Here is a 13,922-nt window from a genome sequence, read left to right on the forward strand (position 1 = left end):
ACACGCTTTGCGAATAGCAAAAATTCATAAATCAGGGAGATAGGTAATGTTTGAAGTAGGTTCCAAGCTGAAGCACGTTAAATCCCCGGCTTTCGTCAATGAAATGGTTGATGCTTTCAACGTTACTGCGATTCATACCGGCACCGGGCCGAAGGTCATGATCACAGCAGGCCGAGACACGGTCGACGTTCTAAGCGAAACATTTGTGCAAAAAGACGGCGGGATCACCACTGAAGGAAAGGATGATGATTCTCAGCTTTATCGTTTTTCTGTGGCGAATTTGACTATTCCCCTTGAAGCTGCGCGCGGGCTTGCAAAGGCGCTTCAGGAAACGATCGATAAATACGATACCCAATTGGCCGCGATTACTGCCGGCACACAGGCCAAGTAAAATGTCAGGGCTCTCAGCTAGCTATTCCAAAACATTGAGCCAGCAGCATTCATCTGATGCTATGGTCTTGGTAGCGCTGATGATGCAGGAGAACAGCCAAACCTACACAGATGGAGCCTCGCGGCGCTGGTTGAATCTCGCTGCGTCGGTATATACATCTGAGGGAGTGATTCCTGTTTGGCGCGGATACCGGAGTTTTGATACGGCATCAGCCTTCGAGGTGCCTCCCGTCACGGCCTCAACTCTGACAGATATTCCCATCCCACTCATCGGACGCGATAACGAAGTTTCTGAGGTAGAGATTGATATGGATCGCGAAGAGCTAAAGGTTCATTTGGAGAACCAGGACCTCAAGGTGGACGCTCGCCTTAAGAGCTTCGAGCAGACGGTTAAAGATGCCATGACGGAAATCCGTCTCAATTCTGCCGAGTCAATGGGCGAGCTGAAGGCTATGCATGTTGAGCTTGGCCATCTGAAAAATATCAAAGGCAGCATTTGGGGAGCAGCCGGCGCAACGATAATTGGGGTCGGCGGTATACTCGCCGCTATCCTGAGCTACGGCAATTCGAACTACGATACTGCCAGAGAGAACACGACGGTGCTTGCCGAAGCAAAAGCGCAGATTGTTCAGTCCAGCCAAAAGGTGGACGACTCCCTCAAAGCAATGTCAAGCCAGCTTGAGGAAGCCAAACGCCAGTCTGCCGAGACTCAAAAACTGCTGGAGCAGGTAAGGGCTCACCAGGAGATCAAACCGCAAGGCAGTAAAAGCTGAGTCCTTTGCTTCAAGAAGCCCGCCTCTGTGCGGGCTTTTTTGTGTCCGCATATTGCTATTCATTTGGATCCTTTTTACTGTATATCCATACAGCTAACCAAGGAGGATCACATGGCAAAGCAGAAACCCCAGGCACCGAAAGAACCGACTTCCTACGAATTGCTCGGCATGCGCGTACAGCGCGCGATTAACACGCCCAAGGCTCAGTTATCGAAATCCGTCTTGCTCGAACCATCGGCGAATGACGATCCGGCGGACTGGGATCGCATCCTTGATGAGATCGCCGAGAACGACAACGTGACCATCGCCCACCGAGACGACGGCCTGATCCAGCTCTTCTGGACTGTACCCAAAGAAGATTGACCGCGACCACATCAAGGAGCCCGCCTTTGCTGCGGGCTTTTTTGTGCCAGTTGAAAAATACATGACCGGAGGTATTGACCTACATACAATACCGGCGGTATTGTTCACCCATCGCAGCGACAAACCAACGGTGCGACAGGGACTGAAGAGTCCTGCCAGCTCTTTAGCGATAAACCTTGCCGGATCACCACCGGCTCAGCTTCAAAGGCAGCGATGAATCGGCCTCAACGATTCAGAGGGGTGGCAACTGCCCCGGGCGCGCAGCTTAAAGCGCCAAGAACAGTTATCCAGCGGGAGAACAAGCCGAAAGGCCCGCGGCTGGAGGAACAACACGAAGTAGCCAGCGACCGACGCCAGTAGCGGGTCGCGGTGCAAGACCAGATTTCCTCGATGCCCTTGGAGACAGGGGCATCCGGAAAATCAACCGCCCAGGAGGGCAAGACCATGGCAACACAATCTCACTATCTGATGGTCGAGCGTAAATACGGTGATAGCCCGTCCCACTGGCATCCGCTGTGGGAAGCGGAAAGCCTCAAAGAAGCACAGGAAGCATTGGAGGAGATGCCTGTCATTTACGGCGAAGTCTCCCGAATAATCGTTTCGGGTGCTGCTTCAGGCGACTGTCAAGAGCTTCGGCCCTGCTGAACCATCACTCCTGCGCATTCACAGAGTGCGCAGTGGGATGACACAGCCTGGAGCAACAACATGGCCTGCAAGATCTGCGAATCAGGCAACACCACATCGCTCGGCATGCGCACCCCGCACATCTACTGCCGGTCATGTGGCGCTCACGAATATGAAGGTCAGGTGATCGACAAGAACTCCTGGAATTCATGGATCAACGGAAACACAGACCGTCCAACTGGAGATTCACATGCTCCAAATCATCCTGATCGGCGCAGCGCTCTGCCATGCGCGGCCAGAACCGCCTCCTGAAAGCGGCCTGCCAACCGGTCCATTGCGTGCTCACCGTGAACGCTGGCGAATATCCACCGGGGTCGCAGCTTTCTGGATCTGACGGCCCCGCCCAAAACTAACTGACTCTGAGAGATATACGAAGAGCCGCATGCAGCTGGGGCAAACAATCCCATCGCTGGCATGCGCCGGACGGCAACCGGCCCGATCACCTCGAAAGAGGCTGCATCGGGGTGTGATCTGAGATCACCAATCTGCAAGTACAGGCTCCCGCAACACGACGAGCTCAAGGCGTTAGCAGGCTGGCAGATCACACCCCGATGCAGATGAAGCAACAAGCGCAGGCTGATGCGTGGGTTTGAAAACTAACAGTTCTCGAGAGTGAGCGCTGACCGGCTAAGTACTATTTTATGCCCGCGCGGTACCGGCTCGTAATAACTGATATTGCGGTAGGCGAAAGCCGTTGACCGCGGCATGACTCTCAACCCGGAGATCAGCACCGGGCTCTGCATCACCCCGATACGGGCAACCCAGTAGGCGTTGAAGGCGAAAGCTGGAGCCGAAAGCGTTGCGGTGGAGCTTCGGCTGCGAAGCTGGCGCGCTGCTCGTATCACCCCATTCGACAGGTAGCCACTGCCTTCCCAGTGAGCGAGCAATAGGAGATTGCGATGCAAGATTTCCGCAAGAAACCGGTCGTTATTCAGGCCGCCCAGTTCGACGGCACTTTTGCTTCGGTTGAAAAGATGCAAATCCCAAGCTGCTCGCAAGACCTCGGCAGCAACACGCTGGAGATTGAGACGCTCGAAGGTGTGATGACTGCGCAGCCAGGCGACTGGATCATTCGAGGGGTGAAGGGTGAGTTCTACCCTTGCAAGCCGGACATCTTCGAAGCGACCTACGACCCCGCCTAATTCAGCAGCAGTGCCCGCACATGCGGAACCCCCTACCCCATATCGAACACACCCACATGCAACCCCTCCGCTGCCCCTTGGCCGTTCGCGTTCTTGTGGTTGCAGCTGAGTGTGTTTGGTCAATCAGCAAGGAGATCATCATGTGCAATTGCGCAAAAACTGTCGAAGAGTCGGCGAAGGAAAAGATCCGCGCCCAGCTGCCTGAGGGCTCGCAAGACTTCTCAGTCGAGCTTCAGGGTTACGCCTGGCTGTTGGGCAGCTCGGTCAGCATGAAGAACAAGCTGAACCTGCACATCGAGTACGAGGTGCCGAAGAAAAAAGGTGGTTTCACCCGCAAGAAGCAGGATATGTCGATGGTTGGCAACTATTGCATGTTCTGCGGCGAGAAGTACCCGGAGGCAGCATGAGCGAACCACAGTGCGAGGTCGTGAACGGCGAGGTCGATCACGACTGGAAGCTTGTCAGCGATTGGGGCGGCGACCCTAACGTGATCGGTGGCACCTTCGATTGCAGCTACTTGGAGTGTCGGGTTTGCGGTGAGGAAAATCACAACCATCCGAACCCTGGCTCGTATGCACATGAGCCTGATTACGACGACTACTAACCCACTCCCCGACCGCATCGACAGGTGCCCGCGTGCTTCACGGCACGGGCTTGGTCACATGCGCGGGCATCTGATCAATGCGGTCCACCTGTTCGCCACGGAGGCGACCATGAACTCATTCGCAAGAGCGCAAGCGCGCTGGGACAACATGCAGCCGGATGAAGACTCTGGGCATGAAGAAGCGGCGCGTGTTTGGATTGAAAACACGGCGGAGAACTTGATGCGCGGCTGTGACCTGGTGATTCGCCGTCGGCTCTCGGCGCCGATCGTGGTCGAGTATTCAGGCTACCTCGCCGCGGTTCAGCTGCATCTGAATCAGCGGCAGATCGACGGCGAGGACACTGAAGACTTTTTCGCGCAGTTGGTCATCGCGGCCGTCGGCGGAGGACCAGTCAAGACGTTTGGGGAGGCGCTGCTCGGCGAAGGCGAAACGTCGATGGGCAAGCTGTTCGATATCGCGGTCGCGCTGGTCGAGCCGCACGCCGAGGCAGGTCTTCAGGCTGAAGCAGAGGATGCGGACCTATGAGCCCGCACATCCTGATCGACGTGGCACTTGAGGGCCTCGCTGATGACGACTGTCCGCCCGGTAACGAGGTTCTTGTCCAGAAGATCATCACCGGGATGCTTACCGACTGCCTCATCACCATCCCTGAATTCCACCACTACTGTGAGCGCCTGGTGAAGATTCTCCAGCGGCGCGGGAGGCTAGCGGCATGAGCACGCCAATCGTGAAATCCCTGATCGACGAGCAGCTCGACGACATCGAACGCAAGCTGGCTGTGATGGGCTTCGGCCTTCCGTTCAACGAATTGCTCGGTCTGCCGCGCGAGACCGCGGTATGTGATCTGACAAAGCGCTTGGCACCGATTCAGAAAGGACGGCGGATCGCAGTGAGGGTTCGGTCATGAGCAATCGCACGCATTTAAAGCCACGGATCAAGCTCGTAGATGGCGCGTGGGAAACGATAGCGCCAACTGCCGTTCATGTCCCAAATCTTGTGAGGCTTGCGGAACAGTTTTGCGCTGAAAAGAACATGGACTCTGAAGTCCGCTGCGCATGCGGAAGCGAATACGGGCTGCCCAACGCTGACGACGGGCATTTCTACTGCAACCGCGGACATGGTGGTGCATTCCACTGCGCGCCATGACAGCCGCCCAGCGCCGCCGGCGCCGCCGGCGCCTTGTCTTCTGGCGCAGATCGTTCCCGGTCCTCGCGGCCTTCACCGTCCTGATGTTGTCGCTGTCACTCGCTGACCGCATTACCCAATAGCTGCTTATCAGCTTCTTAGCAAAGCTAAGAGACCCCCACCCCATTCAATCGCAGCGCCCCGGTAACGGCATGGCGCAAGGAGCTTCCGTGTCCGCACAAAATTCCGCGCCAGTGGCGCACGAGCAACAGCTTCACATCATCCCGCACGCGGCGACCAGCACTAGCGCGCTCGTGCTGGATGGCGACAGCCTGGACAAGATGATGCGACTGGCTGACGTCATGGCCACCGGCCGCGCAACATTGCCGAAGCACTTCAACGGCAACTCCGCCGACTGCCTGGCTGTGATCATGCAGTCGATGCAGTGGAAGATGAACCCCTTCGCAGTGGCGCAAAAAACGCACCTGGTGAATGGGGTCCTAGGCTACGAGGCTCAACTCGTGAACGCCGTAATCACCACCTGCGCGCCGGTCATGGATCGCTTGCATTACGAGTGGTTTGGCGAGTGGGAGAAAGTGATCGGCAAGTTCACGATCAAGAGCGGCGAAAAGGGCGAGTACCGCGTCCCAGGCTGGAAGATGCAGGACGAGGAAGGCTTGGGCGTGAAGGTCTGGGCCACCTTCCGCGGTGAAGACGAACCGCGCGTGTTGGAGCTACTGCTGGCACAGGCACGAACTCGCAACAGCACGCTTTGGGCAGACGACCCTCGCCAGCAACTGGCGTATCTCGCGACCAAGCGCTGGTCCCGTCTCTACTGCCCCGATGTGATCCTCGGCGTTTACAGCCCTGACGAACTGGAGGAAAGCGCCCCGCGCGTTCGCGATGTTTCCCCGGTTCGCGAACCAGAGCCTGCGGGTCTGCCGCCCTACCCAGAAGACAAGCTCAGCGAAAACCTGCCCAAGTGGCAGAAGTCGGTCGACGCTGGAAAGTCGTCGCCTGAGCACCTGATCGCAACCATCAGCAGCAAATACACCCTGAGCGAGCAGCAGATCGAGCAGATCAAAAACCTCGCGCCCATCGAAGGAGAATCCGCATGAAGATCCATAACGTCGCCCAGGGGACTCCCGAGTGGCATGCGCTGCGCGCCAACTATCACACTGCATCCGAAGCGCCCGCCATGATGGGTGACTCGAAGCAGATGAAACGCACCGAACTGCTGCACGCCAAGAAGACCGGTCTTGATCGGGACATTTCGTGGTGGGTTCAGAAATACCTGTTCGACAAAGGCCACGATTCAGAAGCGCGCGCTCGGCCGATCCTTGAAGCGCGTATCGGCGAAGACCTCTTCCCGGTTGTCGGCACCGACGGCGACCTGCTCGCGTCCCTGGACGGCTGCACCATGCTGGGCGAAATTCTGTTCGAGCACAAAATGTGGAATGAACAGCTCGCCGCTGACGTGCGCGCAGGGGAACTGGACGCCCACTACTACTGGCAGCTGGAACAGCAACTGCTTGTGTCCGGCGCTGAGAAAGTGATTTTCGTCTGCTCCGACGGTACCGAGGAGAACTTCGTGTCGATGGAGTACTTCCCCGTGCCCGGACGCGCCGAAAAGCTTGTTGCAGGCTGGAAGCAGTTCAAAGCTGACTTGGAGACCTACGAACCGGTAGAGGCCGTTCCAGAGGCAGTAGGCACCGCACCAGAAGCCCTGCCCGCTTTGCGCATCGAAGTCACCGGCATGGTGACTGCCAGCAACCTTGAACAGTTCAAGGCCCGATCATTGGCCGTCATTGGCGCCATTAACACCGACTTGCAGACCGATCAGCACTTCGCTGACGCGGACAAAACGGTGAAATGGTGCGGCGAAGTCGAATCGAAGCTGGCAGCGGCGAAACAGCACGCCCTCAGCCAAACCGAGTCGATCGATCTGCTGTTCCGCACAATCGACCAAATCAGCGAACAAACCCGGACGAAGCGCCTGGAGCTCGAAAAGCTGGTCAAGGCTCGCAAGGTTGCGATTCGCGATGAGATCGTCACAAAGGCGCAAGCGGCTCTGAGGTCGCATATTGATCAGATCAACGCATCGCTCGGTGGCCGCGTGCTGCTGCCTCAAGTCTCATCTGATTTTGCCGGCGCCATCAAAGGCAAGAAGTCGATAGCCAGCCTGCGCGACGCTGCCGAAAGCGAACTCGCCCGCGCCAAGATCGATGCCAGCCAAAAGGCCGACGCTATCCGCCTCAACCTCGCCAGCCTGGCTGAGCTGGCCGTCGACCATAACTTCCTGTTCAACGATATCCAGCAATTGGTCATGAAGGCCAACGATGACCTGGTGACGTTGATCAAGGTCCGCATCGACGAGCACAAGAAAGCCGAGGAAGACCGGCTGGAGAAACAGCGCCAGCAGATCCGCGAGGAAGAAGCGAAGAAGCTCGCCGATGCTGAAGCCGCGAAGGTTGCTGAGCAAAATAAGGCCGTTGAGCAAGCGGCGCCCACCCCGTCGGCTTCTGCGCCAACACCTAAACCCCAGCCTACGGCGCGCGTATCGACGGTCGCGCCATCAGCAAAAGTGCCGCCGAAGCCGACGAAGATGGAAGCCCATGTGCCAGACCTGTCAGTCCTGGTTAAAGCCGTCTACGAAGGCCGAGCGCCGATTTCGGTGCTCACCGTCAACTGGGGCGCACTCGACGACCTTGTTCACATCCACGGCGAAGCATTCAGCATGGACGGGGTCGTCCTGCAGCAGGTGGCAGCATGATCAGCCTCGAATTGAGCATGGTTCGTCACAACCAGCCGAAGTCGGCCGAACTGGCCGCCGCTATGGATGAATACCTTCGCCGCGGCGGTCAGGTGTCTGAGGTTGCAGGGCCTATTCCGGCTCCACGGCCATACGGGTACCGCACGGCTCCCGCGCCGATCTCATCACCAGATCGCAAGCCGCTGCCGCCCCGCCGAAGCAAGAAGGAAACGATGCACCGCCTGCGCATTGTCCCGGACATCGAAGAGGCGCAGGCCAAGCCGGTGAAAACGAAAGCGCCGCCGGCTGACTTGGATCGTGTTCGCGAGCTGGCAAAGACGTTGTCGCAAGGCGAAGTCGCCGAACTCACCGGTATCAGCCGCAAGCAGCTCTACACCATGGCGCGGGCTTACGGTTTCGAGTTCCAGCCGGCTGCCAACGGCGGCGCCGCGAACCTGGTGCACAACCAGAGCGACCCGGCCGAAGACGCCAAGAACGTCGAGCGCATCGAGGCTATGCGCGACATCGGCGTGAGCCGCTCCCAGGCCGCCCGCCATATGGGCATCAGCACCTGCTACCTGCGTCGCCTGATCCGTGACAACGACATCGACTATCCGGTGACGAAGCGGTGAAGCGCGTCTTCAAGGCGCCAAAGCAGCGCAAGCGCAACCCACAACACCACCTACCACCGAGCGGGCTTGCTTATGCTGACTCTCGTTACCAGCTACCAGATGACCATGGAAGACGCTCTGCTGGCGATGCTCCTGGCGTATCGAATCCACGGAACGGATGCAGCAATCAAGGCGACTGCGCATCGTGTCCGCGACAAGGTGCGGATCGGCTGCCGACCAGCAATCAACAACGTGATCCGCTGCCGGTCTCAGCTGGAGTGGGCGAAAAATCTCTGTGAGGATGAAGAGTCATGGCGATGACCCAGCAGCAGCGCGACGAGAAGACCGCGCTCAAGAGGAAGGCGTACGGCGAAGAGGAATTGCGGCTACGTGTACGGCCAGGCACGAAGCAGGCGCTCGCCGAACTGATGGCCTGGGCAGAGATCGAGGAGCAAGGTGAAGCGCTGACGCTGATGATTCATCGGCTGCATGAATTAGGGCCTGATCGGGCCCTGCCGTTGCTTGAGGTTCCGCGCCACAAGATTGAGGTGTCACCAATCGTGGCGCGGAAACTGGAACTGGCCTATCAGCGTGAAGCTTTGCGGATAGGCCGGTATGAGTGATTACAGCAGTGTTTTCAAATGACCGAGATAGTCTGCTGCGGCGGTCTTTTCTGAAGTACCGGGCGGTCCGTCCTCGCTCATGATGCGCGAATGAGCGTCATCGAAAACTTTGTGTGAGACGAAGCTCATCTGATTGTTTTTGAGAAGGGCGATAAGCAGACTTTCCACTGCATCTATCTGCGCTTGTTGCTGACTCATAGTTTTACTCCTGGTACCGACCCCATGCCGGTCACCACGTATAGCCCACCACCAACCTATTCGCCACCGAACTTTCGGAGGCTTGATTCTGCATTGAGCATTGCCATGGCCGATCAATTTTATCTGCAGGACAGTCGAAGCTACGTCGGCGACGGTCTGACGTTCCACGGCAAGGAGCACCGCGGCTACTACACCGACCTGGATAAGTGCCACTTGTACACTCAGGAGCAGGCCTGCGGCCATCGCGACACCGACATCCCATGGCCGAAGGATTACATCGACGCTCGGGCTCACCATGGAGTCGATTGCCAGTTGATGGATGAGCAAGCCAATCAGGCAATGCTGGTTCCTGGTTGCCGGGTCTATGTTCAGGTCTGCGGCGACTGGAATGGCAACGACGTCTACTGGGTCGGCGCCAAAAGTCGCGGCGAGGTGACAGAGAATCTCGACCTTGCTGCAGAAATGGAATTCGAGGGGGCTTCGTTCATGTTCGCCGACCAGGCGCAGAGCGGGCAGCGCAAGCTTTGGGCCTGCGCCGACATCGACTCGATCAGACGTCGTCTCGTACACCGTCACCGGGTCAGCATCAAAGACGCGTTGCGCGGTACAGGAATCAAGCTGATCAAGCCGAAAAAGCCGCGGGAAATGATGTTCAACTGTCACGGTTGCGGCCGGTTCATCTCTGATCGCCAGCGCTTTCAGCATGACTGCCTGAACTGCGGCGCTGACAACCGTCCCTGATCACGCCAGCGCATCCACCGCCACCTCAATCTCATTGATGGCCATCGGCACATGCAGTGAATCGTATTCTCGGTACTGCAGAAGCTCGTCCGCAGCAGCATTGGACAGGTCCTCAAGGTCCAGCCCCTGTTTCCCGGCCGCGATCAACACAGCCTTCAGGGCCATCCGCAAAGCCTTCTCCATATCTTCGCTCATGACCTTCTCCCTTCCTGTGGAGAGGTAAGCGTAGGCCATTCCCCAACTTTGAATCACGCGGGCAGCAGCCATATGGCAGCCCTTGGAGGATCACGCATGTCTACCCCCACCTCCGCGTCAGGCGGATTGATCTTTCCCGTCCTCGCATCAGGCGGCGCGTGCTACACGCCTTCAAGTCCAGCTTCAGGCTAAAGGGCGGGCCAATCAAGTCTGCATGGCTGTGCACGCCAGGGACGCTGGTCTTCACCTTGGGTGAGTGGCGCGGCTACTACGACTCGAGCAATGAATGGGTGCCGTTATGACACCTCATGAATTCATCGAAAAGAGCGTTCACGACGAGCTGGCGAAGCAGGGATTCAAGGAAGGCATCTGCTTTTCAGTGTCCCGCAACGCCGTCGACTACTACCGCCAGCGGAGCATGTTCAAGAAAAACGTCATCGCAGACGTACTCAGCTGGTCGAAGAAAAAGGCCAAGGAATTATCCAGATGAAAAAACCGATCGCGATCTTCCTGTGCGACCTAACCGGCGTCATGGCCCAACCTTGGGTCGAGGCCGGTTACGAGACCATCCTGATCGACCCTCAACACCCTGAAGGCGTGCACACCGAAGGCGCGATCACAAAGGTCGGGCGCATCATCGATCACCCTGAATCGTGGCAGGTCATTCGGGATGCTGTCGCCACCGGCCGGGTTGAGTTCGTGGCCGGCTTTCCGCCGTGCACCGACCTTGCCGTGAGCGGCGCCCGCTGGTTCGAGGCGAAGCGCAAGGCTGACCCGGCCGTGCAGTTCAAGGCCATGCACGTGGTTTGGCAGTGTCAGATCATCGGCGAGTTGTCCGGCGCGCCATGGTTCGCAGAGAACCCAGTCAGCCAGATCAGCAGCCTCTGGCGAAAGCCAGACCACTGGTTTCACCCGTGGCAGTTCTCAGGATTCTGCGCCGACGACCAGTACACGAAAAAGACTTGCCTGTGGACCGGGGGGGGCTTCGTGATGCCAGCGCCATTCACTGATGAAAGCCTGGGCTCTCCGGATGATCGAATCCACAAGGCGCCTCCCGGTCCCGACCGTGCCAACTTCCGTAGCGCGACCCCGGCGGGCTTTGCCCGGGCAGTGTTCCTTGCCAATCACAAACCGGCTGACGCCGCTCGGGCCGCCGCCTGACCAACCCCACAGTAACCTCCAGAGGTTACATCTCGAAAAGTAACCTGTATGGGTTATAGGGATATCGCCATGCCTGAACCAGTTCAACAAGTCCGAGCCACGGTGCTGCTGGGTCGTGACGGTATGCATCGCATCAGCCTTCACCGCTTGCCTCAGGTTCATCTTGCCCCGGCGCAAGCGCTGACCATCGCAAGAGAAATCAACCAATACGCCATCGACGCCATGCGGCCTGACGGTGAGCGGGATATTCAGGAGGGCTTATGAGTCAGGAATGCCAACAACCACAAGCACATCCAGCGCGTTGCGGGTGCGAGCAGAAGAAGCCACACCCCGACCGGCTTTGCCACATCGACTACGCCGCGCACCCGTACCACTGTGGCTGCCTGAAGGGCGATGCCGAAGCGCAGCGCCGGTTTGACGAATATCAGCGCAACACCTCCGTTCTTCCTGCTGGCTATTGCGATCCGAACCGTGCGCAACAAGGTGGAGAGCCTAAACCTCCAGCGCTGACTGTTCCGCCTGGTGGCGGGGAGCGTAAGACCTTCGCAGACGCTATCAAGAATCCACCCGACTGGGTGGGCAAGGCTCTGTCTGGCGGAAAGGTAGTGTGCGCCATTTGTGCCGACCTCGGCGATCAGTGCGTGACGTGTGAAGAGGCTGAATTTTCCGCTTGGGCTGACAGGCACTTTGCTTCAGCTGACTATCGGCAGACTTCCGCAGGCGTGTTTATTCAGGACTGGATGCGCCACTCATTTGCGGCATGGCAGGCCCGAGGCAAGGACGTCACCCGCCTGCAGGCCGAGAACGCCGCACTCCAGCAGCGCTTGAACGTGGCGGATCAGCTTGTTGATGATCTGCAATCCGAACTGACCAAGGCGCGGGAATTGCTGACCGACCTTAAATATTGGGCGCCTTCTAAAGGGCAGGTTCTGATAGACCGCTTTCTCGCCCACCAATCCGCGCCAGCCTGTATGCATGAATGGGATATAAACGAGCAGGGCACAGCGACAACTTGTTCTAGTTGCGGTGCTAGGTCCAGTGACGATGCGCCAGTCGCGAAGGGTGGTGAGTGATGAGTCAAGTTCGCACAAACCTGCTCAACGTGGCCGGGTACACCCCGTATTGCGGCGGCGGCATTTCCGGTGATACGAAATGCAACATACCTCGCACGAGCTGGACGGGTAATCAGTTCCGCTGCCATCAGTGCGGATGGGTTTCGGCATTCCCTGCAGAATTCATAGCGCAATACCGGGAGAAATGGCATTCAGGAGTGAAATCATGACCAATACGAACAACCTGCTGCCGTGCCCATGCTGTGGAGGCGGGGCGGAAGAAATGGGTGGCTACACGACTTCCGTTAAATGGATTATGTGTCTTAAATGCGGGCTGGAAACGAAGGGCTTCGACAATACTGAATTGGCCTCGAAATCCTGGAACACCCGCACCACACCGCCCGATGATGTCCGCGCAGTGGTTGATGAGCGCACGCCTCAGGATTACGCGATCGAGCACGCTGAATACCTCGCCGCTGCAGCCGACGGTGTGCAGGAGGCATACAAGGCGTATTCGCTGGCCCAGATGAATGTCGACGAAGGCGGCGATGAAGGCGAAGACGAGCTTGCGGAGGTGGTTGACTCCGCCCGCCAAGATCTACACGAGGCATTGCATAACCTGCGCAACATGACCTACGAGTTTCGCAAACGCCGCGACTGCGCCACCCCGCAGTAACCCCGCCGCCCGTTCGGCCCCACCCTATCCCTATTGCCTGCTGCGTATGCGGCGAGGAGATCATGTGTCCGCAATAAAAGAACGACCGATCCTGTTTTCGGCGCCGATGGTGCGCGCCATCCGCGAAGGACGGAAGACTGTCACGCGCCGAATTATTAAGCCATGGCAACAGCCCAGCCTTGAAGACGACGGCACCTGGTTTGCGGTAGCGCAGCGGGATCGTCGTTACGGGTTCGGCGTTTCGGGTGATGATGCCGGTGAATGCGCCCGGGCCCTTGCCCAGTCTGGTTGCTGCCCATATGGGAGCGTCGGCGACCGACTGTGGGTGCGCGAGACGTTCACAGACCTGCGCGGAACTGGCATTGAGCACCGGCCAGATCCCGAAGGGCCCTTGCAGCGATACGCATATGCCGCCGATTGCCGTCCGGGGTCTTATGCTGACGAAGCGCGCAAAGATTACGGCATCAAGTGGAAGCCCAGCATCCATATGCCACGCGCGGCGTGCCGGATCCTGCTGGAGATCACCTCAGTCCGCGTCGAGCGCCTTCAGGCGGGAGAAGGCGAGACGGCGTCCGAAAGTCGCTACGTCGCTGAAGGCATTCACCGCATCCACCACGGTGACGGTGATTGTTATTTCCACCCCTTCAAAGACGAGCCCGGCCCAGGCAACTGGTGCGATCCGTTCGATGCATGGCGGGAGTTGTGGGTATCCATCAACGGAGCCGACTCATGGAATAGCAACCCATGGGTCTGGGTCGTCGAGTTCAAGCGGGTGACGCCATGAAGACCTATCCGCTTGATATCGAATCCGTGGGTGAAGACACGTACATC

Annotated in this window: 26 protein-coding genes; 23 read left to right on the top strand and 3 right to left on the bottom strand. The window is 58.1% G+C overall.

Annotation, left to right across the window (positions count from 1 at the left end; genetic code table 11):
* Positions 1 to 46: 46 nt before the first annotated feature.
* The 11 genes from BLS87_RS31905 to BLS87_RS31950 all read left to right on the top strand — a co-directional run bounded on the left by BLS87_RS31905 (position 47) and on the right by BLS87_RS31950 (position 4,864).
* Positions 47 to 391, top strand: coding sequence for a hypothetical protein (locus tag BLS87_RS31905; protein ID WP_074759078.1), 345 nt, complete (start codon positions 47 to 49; stop codon positions 389 to 391).
* 1 nt (position 392) lies between these two features.
* A complete protein-coding gene (locus BLS87_RS31910; protein WP_143024536.1) occupies positions 393 to 1,163 on the top strand; it encodes a hypothetical protein in 771 nt (256 codons plus the stop codon).
* A 111-nt stretch (positions 1,164 to 1,274) separates the two neighbouring features.
* The gene (locus BLS87_RS31915; RefSeq protein WP_074759082.1) at positions 1,275 to 1,526 is read left to right on the top strand and encodes a DUF1654 domain-containing protein; all 252 of its coding nucleotides are present in this window, start codon (positions 1,275 to 1,277) and stop codon (positions 1,524 to 1,526) included.
* Between the two features lie 444 nt (positions 1,527 to 1,970).
* Positions 1,971 to 2,171 carry a hypothetical protein gene (locus BLS87_RS31920; RefSeq protein ID WP_074759084.1) on the top strand — a complete coding sequence of 67 codons (201 nt, stop codon included), beginning with the start codon at positions 1,971 to 1,973 and terminating at the stop codon, positions 2,169 to 2,171.
* Positions 2,172 to 2,400: 229 nt separating this feature from the next.
* Entirely contained in the window at positions 2,401 to 2,544 is a 144-nt protein-coding gene (locus BLS87_RS34350; RefSeq protein WP_167362132.1) for a hypothetical protein, read from the top strand.
* A 565-nt stretch (positions 2,545 to 3,109) separates the two neighbouring features.
* Positions 3,110 to 3,352, top strand: coding sequence for a hypothetical protein (locus BLS87_RS31925; protein WP_074759086.1), 243 nt, complete (start codon positions 3,110 to 3,112; stop codon positions 3,350 to 3,352).
* A gap of 140 nt (positions 3,353 to 3,492) precedes the next feature.
* Positions 3,493 to 3,759, top strand: coding sequence for a hypothetical protein (locus BLS87_RS31930; protein WP_074759088.1), 267 nt, complete (start codon positions 3,493 to 3,495; stop codon positions 3,757 to 3,759).
* On the top strand, positions 3,756 to 3,956 hold the full coding sequence (locus BLS87_RS31935) for a hypothetical protein (protein ID WP_074759090.1): 201 nt from the start codon (positions 3,756 to 3,758) through the stop codon (positions 3,954 to 3,956). Before BLS87_RS31930 ends, BLS87_RS31935 begins: the two co-directional genes overlap by 4 nt.
* Before the next feature lie 109 nt (positions 3,957 to 4,065).
* A complete protein-coding gene (locus BLS87_RS31940) occupies positions 4,066 to 4,482 on the top strand; it encodes a hypothetical protein (RefSeq protein ID WP_074759135.1) in 417 nt (138 codons plus the stop codon).
* Positions 4,479 to 4,673, top strand: a complete 195-nt coding sequence (locus tag BLS87_RS31945; protein WP_074759092.1) for a hypothetical protein — start codon at positions 4,479 to 4,481, stop codon at positions 4,671 to 4,673. The genes BLS87_RS31940 and BLS87_RS31945 overlap by 4 nt, the downstream gene beginning before the upstream one ends.
* Positions 4,670 to 4,864: a hypothetical protein gene (locus BLS87_RS31950; protein ID WP_074759094.1), complete on the top strand. Its 195-nt coding sequence runs from the start codon at positions 4,670 to 4,672 to the stop codon at positions 4,862 to 4,864. The genes BLS87_RS31945 and BLS87_RS31950 overlap by 4 nt, the downstream gene beginning before the upstream one ends.
* 14 nt (positions 4,865 to 4,878) lie before the next feature.
* Here BLS87_RS31950 and BLS87_RS31955 read toward each other — a convergent pair whose 3' ends face one another.
* Positions 4,879 to 5,076, bottom strand: a complete 198-nt coding sequence (locus tag BLS87_RS31955; RefSeq protein WP_074759097.1) for a hypothetical protein — start codon at positions 5,074 to 5,076, stop codon at positions 4,879 to 4,881.
* Positions 5,077 to 5,312: 236 nt separating this feature from the next.
* On the opposite strand from BLS87_RS31955, the gene BLS87_RS31960 reads away from it, so the two are divergent.
* The 5 genes from BLS87_RS31960 (at position 5,313) to BLS87_RS31980 (ending at position 9,068) form a co-directional block, all read left to right on the top strand.
* Positions 5,313 to 6,200: a RecT family recombinase gene (locus BLS87_RS31960; RefSeq protein ID WP_074759099.1), complete on the top strand. Its 888-nt coding sequence runs from the start codon at positions 5,313 to 5,315 to the stop codon at positions 6,198 to 6,200.
* Complete coding sequence (locus BLS87_RS31965) at positions 6,197 to 7,855, top strand: YqaJ viral recombinase family protein (RefSeq protein WP_074759101.1); 1,659 nt, start codon at positions 6,197 to 6,199, stop codon at positions 7,853 to 7,855. The genes BLS87_RS31960 and BLS87_RS31965 overlap by 4 nt, the downstream gene beginning before the upstream one ends.
* Positions 7,852 to 8,466: a hypothetical protein gene (locus BLS87_RS31970; protein ID WP_074759103.1), complete on the top strand. Its 615-nt coding sequence runs from the start codon at positions 7,852 to 7,854 to the stop codon at positions 8,464 to 8,466. Before BLS87_RS31965 ends, BLS87_RS31970 begins: the two co-directional genes overlap by 4 nt.
* A 72-nt stretch (positions 8,467 to 8,538) precedes the next feature.
* Positions 8,539 to 8,766: a DUF7740 domain-containing protein gene (locus BLS87_RS31975; RefSeq protein WP_074759105.1), complete on the top strand. Its 228-nt coding sequence runs from the start codon at positions 8,539 to 8,541 to the stop codon at positions 8,764 to 8,766.
* On the top strand, positions 8,757 to 9,068 hold the full coding sequence (locus BLS87_RS31980) for a hypothetical protein (RefSeq protein WP_074759107.1): 312 nt from the start codon (positions 8,757 to 8,759) through the stop codon (positions 9,066 to 9,068). The genes BLS87_RS31975 and BLS87_RS31980 overlap by 10 nt, the downstream gene beginning before the upstream one ends.
* Here the strand turns inward: BLS87_RS31980 and BLS87_RS31985 are convergent, their stop codons facing one another.
* Positions 9,069 to 9,266, bottom strand: a complete 198-nt coding sequence (locus tag BLS87_RS31985; protein ID WP_074759109.1) for a hypothetical protein — start codon at positions 9,264 to 9,266, stop codon at positions 9,069 to 9,071.
* Positions 9,267 to 9,371: 105 nt separating this feature from the next.
* Here BLS87_RS31985 and BLS87_RS31990 point away from each other — a divergent pair, with 105 nt between their 5' ends.
* Positions 9,372 to 10,007 (top strand): hypothetical protein, encoded by a 636-nt coding sequence (locus tag BLS87_RS31990; protein WP_074759111.1) that lies wholly within the window; start codon positions 9,372 to 9,374, stop codon positions 10,005 to 10,007.
* Here the strand turns inward: BLS87_RS31990 and BLS87_RS31995 are convergent, their stop codons facing one another.
* Positions 10,008 to 10,202 (bottom strand): hypothetical protein, encoded by a 195-nt coding sequence (locus BLS87_RS31995; RefSeq protein WP_074759113.1) that lies wholly within the window; start codon positions 10,200 to 10,202, stop codon positions 10,008 to 10,010. It abuts the gene before it with no gap.
* 286 nt (positions 10,203 to 10,488) lie between these two features.
* Here BLS87_RS31995 and BLS87_RS32005 point away from each other — a divergent pair, with 286 nt between their 5' ends.
* From BLS87_RS32005 to BLS87_RS32030, 6 genes are all read left to right on the top strand, one after another.
* Complete coding sequence (locus tag BLS87_RS32005) at positions 10,489 to 10,692, top strand: hypothetical protein (RefSeq protein WP_143024537.1); 204 nt, start codon at positions 10,489 to 10,491, stop codon at positions 10,690 to 10,692.
* Positions 10,689 to 11,363: a hypothetical protein gene (locus BLS87_RS32010; protein ID WP_074759119.1), complete on the top strand. Its 675-nt coding sequence runs from the start codon at positions 10,689 to 10,691 to the stop codon at positions 11,361 to 11,363. Before BLS87_RS32005 ends, BLS87_RS32010 begins: the two co-directional genes overlap by 4 nt.
* A 69-nt stretch (positions 11,364 to 11,432) precedes the next feature.
* The gene (locus BLS87_RS32015) at positions 11,433 to 11,627 is read left to right on the top strand and encodes a hypothetical protein (protein WP_074759121.1); all 195 of its coding nucleotides are present in this window, start codon (positions 11,433 to 11,435) and stop codon (positions 11,625 to 11,627) included.
* Positions 11,624 to 12,436, top strand: coding sequence for a hypothetical protein (locus BLS87_RS32020; protein WP_074759123.1), 813 nt, complete (start codon positions 11,624 to 11,626; stop codon positions 12,434 to 12,436). Before BLS87_RS32015 ends, BLS87_RS32020 begins: the two co-directional genes overlap by 4 nt.
* Positions 12,437 to 12,641: 205 nt before the next feature.
* Positions 12,642 to 13,091: a Lar family restriction alleviation protein gene (locus tag BLS87_RS32025; RefSeq protein WP_074759125.1), complete on the top strand. Its 450-nt coding sequence runs from the start codon at positions 12,642 to 12,644 to the stop codon at positions 13,089 to 13,091.
* 64 nt (positions 13,092 to 13,155) lie between these two features.
* A complete protein-coding gene (locus BLS87_RS32030; protein WP_074759127.1) occupies positions 13,156 to 13,875 on the top strand; it encodes a hypothetical protein in 720 nt (239 codons plus the stop codon).
* Positions 13,876 to 13,922: the final 47 nt, after the last annotated feature.

It is taken from the genome of Pseudomonas abietaniphila, assembly GCF_900100795.1.
Taxonomy (GTDB): domain Bacteria; phylum Pseudomonadota; class Gammaproteobacteria; order Pseudomonadales; family Pseudomonadaceae; genus Aquipseudomonas; species Aquipseudomonas abietaniphila.